9 protein-coding genes and 1 pseudogene are annotated in these 4,484 nt (G+C 36.0%); 5 read left to right on the top strand and 5 right to left on the bottom strand.

The window, feature by feature from the left end:
• Window positions 1–252: transposase (locus F596_RS0110535; RefSeq protein ID WP_019036362.1), on the top strand; the 252-nt coding region annotated here is incomplete at its 5' end.
• 43 nt (window positions 253–295) lie between these two features.
• Here F596_RS0110535 and F596_RS11265 read toward each other — a convergent pair.
• From F596_RS11265 to F596_RS0110550, 3 genes are read right to left on the bottom strand one after another with little or no spacing between them, the layout of a single operon-like run.
• Entirely contained in the window at window positions 296–802 is a 507-nt protein-coding gene (locus F596_RS11265) for a hypothetical protein (RefSeq protein ID WP_019036920.1), read from the bottom strand.
• Window positions 803–814: 12 nt separating this feature from the next.
• Window positions 815–1,531 carry a hypothetical protein gene (locus tag F596_RS0110545; protein ID WP_154648205.1) on the bottom strand — a complete coding sequence of 239 codons (717 nt, stop codon included), beginning with the start codon at window positions 1,529–1,531 and terminating at the stop codon, window positions 815–817.
• 20 nt (window positions 1,532–1,551) lie between these two features.
• Complete coding sequence (locus F596_RS0110550; RefSeq protein WP_019036922.1) at window positions 1,552–1,791, bottom strand: hypothetical protein; 240 nt, start codon at window positions 1,789–1,791, stop codon at window positions 1,552–1,554.
• 220 nt (window positions 1,792–2,011) lie between these two features.
• Here F596_RS0110550 and F596_RS0110555 point away from each other — a divergent pair, with 220 nt between their 5' ends.
• Genes F596_RS0110555 through F596_RS0110565 form a run of 3 tightly spaced genes read left to right on the top strand, consistent with a single transcriptional unit; the run spans window position 2,012 to window position 3,317 of the window.
• A complete protein-coding gene (locus F596_RS0110555) occupies window positions 2,012–2,623 on the top strand; it encodes a hypothetical protein (RefSeq protein ID WP_238293065.1) in 612 nt (203 codons plus the stop codon).
• 11 nt (window positions 2,624–2,634) lie between these two features.
• A complete protein-coding gene (locus tag F596_RS0110560; protein ID WP_019036924.1) occupies window positions 2,635–2,958 on the top strand; it encodes a hypothetical protein in 324 nt (107 codons plus the stop codon).
• A gap of 2 nt (window positions 2,959–2,960) precedes the next feature.
• Complete coding sequence (locus F596_RS0110565) at window positions 2,961–3,317, top strand: hypothetical protein (RefSeq protein WP_019036925.1); 357 nt, start codon at window positions 2,961–2,963, stop codon at window positions 3,315–3,317.
• 22 nt (window positions 3,318–3,339) lie between these two features.
• Here F596_RS0110565 and F596_RS11360 read toward each other — a convergent pair whose 3' ends face one another.
• Together F596_RS11360 and F596_RS0110575 are read right to left on the bottom strand one after the other, a co-directional pair.
• Entirely contained in the window at window positions 3,340–3,783 is a 444-nt protein-coding gene (locus tag F596_RS11360; protein WP_019036926.1) for a hypothetical protein, read from the bottom strand.
• Window positions 3,784–3,807: 24 nt separating this feature from the next.
• Window positions 3,808–3,996: a hypothetical protein gene (locus tag F596_RS0110575; RefSeq protein ID WP_019036927.1), complete on the bottom strand. Its 189-nt coding sequence runs from the start codon at window positions 3,994–3,996 to the stop codon at window positions 3,808–3,810.
• Window positions 3,997–4,146: 150 nt separating this feature from the next.
• Here F596_RS0110575 and F596_RS0110585 point away from each other — a divergent pair.
• Window positions 4,147–4,484: pseudogene (locus F596_RS0110585) on the top strand (helix-turn-helix transcriptional regulator); the annotation flags it as partial.

Raw genomic sequence — 4,484 nt, forward strand, 5'->3', positions numbered from 1 at the left:
TACTACCAAAAGAAAAAGAAACACAAACTATTTTGTAAACGAGCAGGTATAGAACCAACAATAGGACATCTTAAAGCAGACCACCGATTATCTCGCAACTTTTATAAAGGTGTGAAAGGAGATGCTATCAATGTATTATTAGCTGCGGCAGCATATAACTTCAAAAGAGCTATGAGAGCTCTTTTGTGCCTTATAAAAAGAATCAGCATAAAGCTTGTCAGTACAAACTTTATGCTGAAATATAGTTTTTAAGGGACGACTAATTATCATTATCCGACATCCATATCTCCTCATCTTATTTGATTATCCTTTCGCAGTCGGCCATGCTTTGAATACGATACCCCGGTATCGAAATACCGTCGTTATAGCTATGCATATAATGATCGATAACTCCACTTAGTATATCCCACACTTTCTTAGCCCTATCCGTCTGTATAGGGTGCATTGCTGGATATTCGTAACCTAAAAAGCAATATCCATTCACTTCTATATCGCCTTTGCAATTGCCTTTGCAATTGCCTTTGCTTAATGCGCGATAGGTATTGATGGTTTGCGTGCGTGTTTTGATGAGGGCAGTTTTTGCGGCTTGATTAAACTCTTCCAAGAATATTTTATGTTCTGCGGTTGATGAAAATAGGTTATCAAGCACTTGCTTTCTTACGCGCAGCAAACTTCTAACAGCCTCTTTGTATTGTTCTCCACCCACACGCTCACAATCGTGCCCAATCCATATAAGTTCTCTTTCTATCGCTTCAACTAATGGAGAATTGAAAATCTCTTTATACTTTTCTATATCTTTCATAAACAATATTGATTAATAATAAAGGAAGTTTGCATCTTTCTTCCAGCGTTTCATTATATTTTCAATGGCATAGCCAGCGTCATCTACATGGTTAGCCATAACAACCTCATCTGCCATCTCTGCGTATAGACCAGCAGTTTCCTTATTGCCCAATACTACAATATAGGTTATAATACCATTATCTTGATTGCTTTGGCAAAGTTTGCTAATTGTTTTCCTGTCTTTTCTATCATCATCTGTGAGGATAAATTCGAATGGAAACATAATATCCTCTTCGTTAGGATACATTTGTGCAAGTGCCCATTGAGCATGTTTCCCAAATGCCCTAAAAGAGTAATGCGTATTGATGCTATTGACCAGTGAAATTGAACGACGGCCATGATGATCTGTCTCATCGTATGCGCAGGAAGGTTCATCGCTATAAGCTATAAGCAAATTCATAGACTTATTACCCTGTGATACAGAATAGCGAAAATCTTGTAGCTGGTAAAGAGAACCTCCAACTAGGGGTAATAACTCCTCCTTATCAATAGCGGATATAGAGAAAGGGTTAGGATGATTGATACCTATTAATCTTGCTTTGTCATCCCCCTCTTTACTCCAATTGGAAAAAGAATAATGATCATTCTGCTGCACTGCCGAAAGAAAAATGCCTTTCTTCAAAAGCCATTCCCAATCTTCAGTATCAAAACTGATAAGTCCTATCAAATGTTGGTGAATAAAGCGCAAGAGTTTATCCGCGGCATCGTCTATACTTTCGTGCCGATGTAACAGGATGTTGTAATAGTCCCAGTGTTGGCTGTGCCTTTTATATGATCAGCATGTTCGTTGAAGTCTATAATATAGACACTCTGAAAGAGGCCATTATATCCTTTGAGTTTTTCGTCTATAACAGAGGCATAAGTATCTGCATCGTCCGTCAAAATGATATAATTGTATGGAAAATTCTCTGAAGAAAATGTGGGAAAGCTATTTTCCCATTTCTTCATTATACGATTGGCATGATAGCCAAAAGATACGATAGAATAACTTTTCTTCTCTAAATCTGTTTTTATTGTTCAATCATTTTTTGCAAAGATATTATCAAGGTTATGCCAAAATAAAACATACAAAAAAGATTTTATATCTAATACATTACTTCCTTAATGTTATGCAGCAATTTGGCATATTAGAAGAATAACTTTGCGAATGATTCAACCATAATATGAAATGATGAAATATAAAACCACATACACGCTCTTATTATTCTCGGTTATTGTAATAGGGTGGATATTACTTTCAAAAGGAAAGTGTGCTATGGAGCATACTGACCACAAAGTGAAAGACAATACTGTTTTACGCTCTGACAGCTCTGAGTTAATATGCGATGAAGATAGTTTATATCCAACTGTAACGATAGGAAAGAACGAGGATAGATCTGTTTATACCTTTTACTATAAAAGAAACAAGTTGTATAGAAAGACTAATTGTACGAGAGAAATTCTGTCTGTACTGCTTACTAAGAATGATAACGGAGATATAGTAGAGCCGTATTCTATCCTATTTGGCACGTTATCAGAAGATGGGCAGAGCATATTCATCGTTATTGACACAGGTAATTGTGGGCGTGGTGGGGCTTTCGATGGTCAAGAATTGTATAAAATAAATATTCAAACATTACAATCAAAATGTCTTGTAGAGGCAAATGAAATAAGCATATATGCAAAAGGCTTTCGTGTAAGAAAGTTATCATTAAAGCGCGAGGGCGATTGTACTGCAAATGATGAATATGCAGAGTCGTTTATATATTATAATATGAATGGAGAAAAACTTTCTAAATAGAAATACGCAATATGAAAAAGAAGCTATGTATAAGGAATGTAGAGGTTGTTCCTGATAATGAAGTCAAGAATCTCAACCTTTATGCAGCCAAGTTTCTCGCACAGAGAATAGAGGGATTGATAGAGGTTGAGCGACATTGTACCTCCACTATACCAAGTACATTAAGGGGAGAAGATGCTCATACCAAATGGCTTCGCTTTTTAAGACAAATGGCAAACTCGTTTAGCAAGCTCTCCATACCTCGTGCTTTTGAAACATTAAAGGAAACCGAAAGCGATGAGATAAAATATAGATTGAAATTATTTGCAGATAATTATCAACATCTTTGTAATTAACTATGAACAGTACAAAAGATACATTTAGCTGGGAATATTCATTCCCAATAGAAGAGTCGTGGAACATAGAAAACGAATTTGCCAAATGGCTACTACCACGTTTACAACTATTTACAGAACAAACAATGTTGCTCCCTCCTGCAACATCGCCCAAAGTATTAAGAGATAAGTTTGGCAACGAACACGCCCATAAGCTATGGATAAAATATTTAAAAGAGATGCTTTTTGCTTTTATCTACTATGCAGAAGATTATAAGTATTTAAAATATCCAAAATATGATGCAGTGATAGAAAGGCGCATCAGCCGTGGCATACACTTGTTTGCAAAATTCTTTCAACACCTATGTATTGATGAATAAATCAGAATAATCCCTTAAATTATCATAGATTTAAGGGGGCTATTTTTATATCTTCCTGCTCTATCATTTCTATTTGAATATAGAAGTCATCAATGTAAATAAGGTCTTGTATAGCCAATTCACAATGAGAAAAGAGGTTGTGAAAGATATTAACGAGGTGGAGAGGCTGACTCCATTCACGGTCAAGATGCTCGTTCCAGCTATCATTTTCGTCTTCCATACCAAGATAATCCATAAGAGTAGGATAGTTAAGTCCTTCATCACCCAAGTTGAAACTTAAAGTCCACCCAATGCCATCTTCTAAACAACAATTAGCAGTCATAAGTGCTTCCCACACTTTTCGAGCGTGTTCCGATTGATCAGGATAGCGAGCTGGAAGATCGTTTTTAAGGTAAATATTACCGCTCACATAGCAGTCGGCATTGGGAGGAAACACCATATTCATACGTTTTTGCGTGTCTTGCATTCTGCTATATAATTGTTTTGCAGCCTATATCAGCCTGTCATTCAATGCTGAGAGTAAAACTGCATTTTCTCTATTGTACTCAAACTGGCGGAGTAAATATATCCATCTGTCAGTTCTCAAATCCTCCAAGGCGATGGTACTCTTACTATCATTAATTTCAGCGCAACGAAAGAGTTGTTTTTCTATTTTATAAAGAGTGTCTTTTTTATTCATAATAATCGAAGTATAAACATTAATATACAGCAAAGGTAGCTATGAGCTTATGCCAAATAAATGCAGAGTATAAACAAAATCTTCCTTTATGCTTATTTTTGGCATAAGTGTAGATGTAACTTTGCATCAATGTAGAAAATTTGTGTATATTTGTGGCAAAATAGAAATTTATATATGGCTGCTAATAATTTGGGACGTTACGTTTGGTTGCTTGATACGATTAGGCGACACAAGCGATTGACTTTTGAAGAAATCAATAGACTATGGGTTTGTAGTGGTTTAAGTTATGGAGAAGGCGACGAAATTCCCCTGCGCACATTCCATAACCACAGAAAAGCTATATCCGATATATTCGATGTCTATATAGAGTGCGATAACAAAGATGGTTATCGCTATTATATTGATGCGCCTGAAAAACTGAAAAGTGATAGTTTACGCTCTTGGCTGATTGATAGTTACAGTGTGCTTAACCAAGTGCAAGCTGATAA

It is taken from the genome of Prevotella amnii DSM 23384 = JCM 14753 (genome assembly GCF_000378745.1).
Lineage (GTDB): Bacteria > Bacteroidota > Bacteroidia > Bacteroidales > Bacteroidaceae > Prevotella > Prevotella amnii.

What these genes read in the sequence shown, in the direction of transcription:
- F596_RS11265 (WP_019036920.1), bottom strand. Translation starts at nt 802, where the DNA reads ATGAAAGATATAGAAAAGTATAAAGAGATTTTCAATTCTCCATTAGTT.
- F596_RS0110550 (WP_019036922.1), bottom strand. Translation starts at nt 1,791, where the DNA reads ATGAAGAAATGGGAAAATAGCTTTCCCACATTTTCTTCAGAGAATTTT.
- F596_RS0110555 (WP_238293065.1), top strand. Translation starts at nt 2,012, where the DNA reads ATGATGAAATATAAAACCACATACACGCTCTTATTATTCTCGGTTATT.
- F596_RS0110560 (WP_019036924.1), top strand. Translation starts at nt 2,635, where the DNA reads ATGAAAAAGAAGCTATGTATAAGGAATGTAGAGGTTGTTCCTGATAAT.
- F596_RS0110565 (WP_019036925.1), top strand. Translation starts at nt 2,961, where the DNA reads ATGAACAGTACAAAAGATACATTTAGCTGGGAATATTCATTCCCAATA.
- F596_RS11360 (WP_019036926.1), bottom strand. Translation starts at nt 3,783, where the DNA reads ATGCAAGACACGCAAAAACGTATGAATATGGTGTTTCCTCCCAATGCC.
- F596_RS0110575 (WP_019036927.1), bottom strand. Translation starts at nt 3,996, where the DNA reads ATGAATAAAAAAGACACTCTTTATAAAATAGAAAAACAACTCTTTCGT.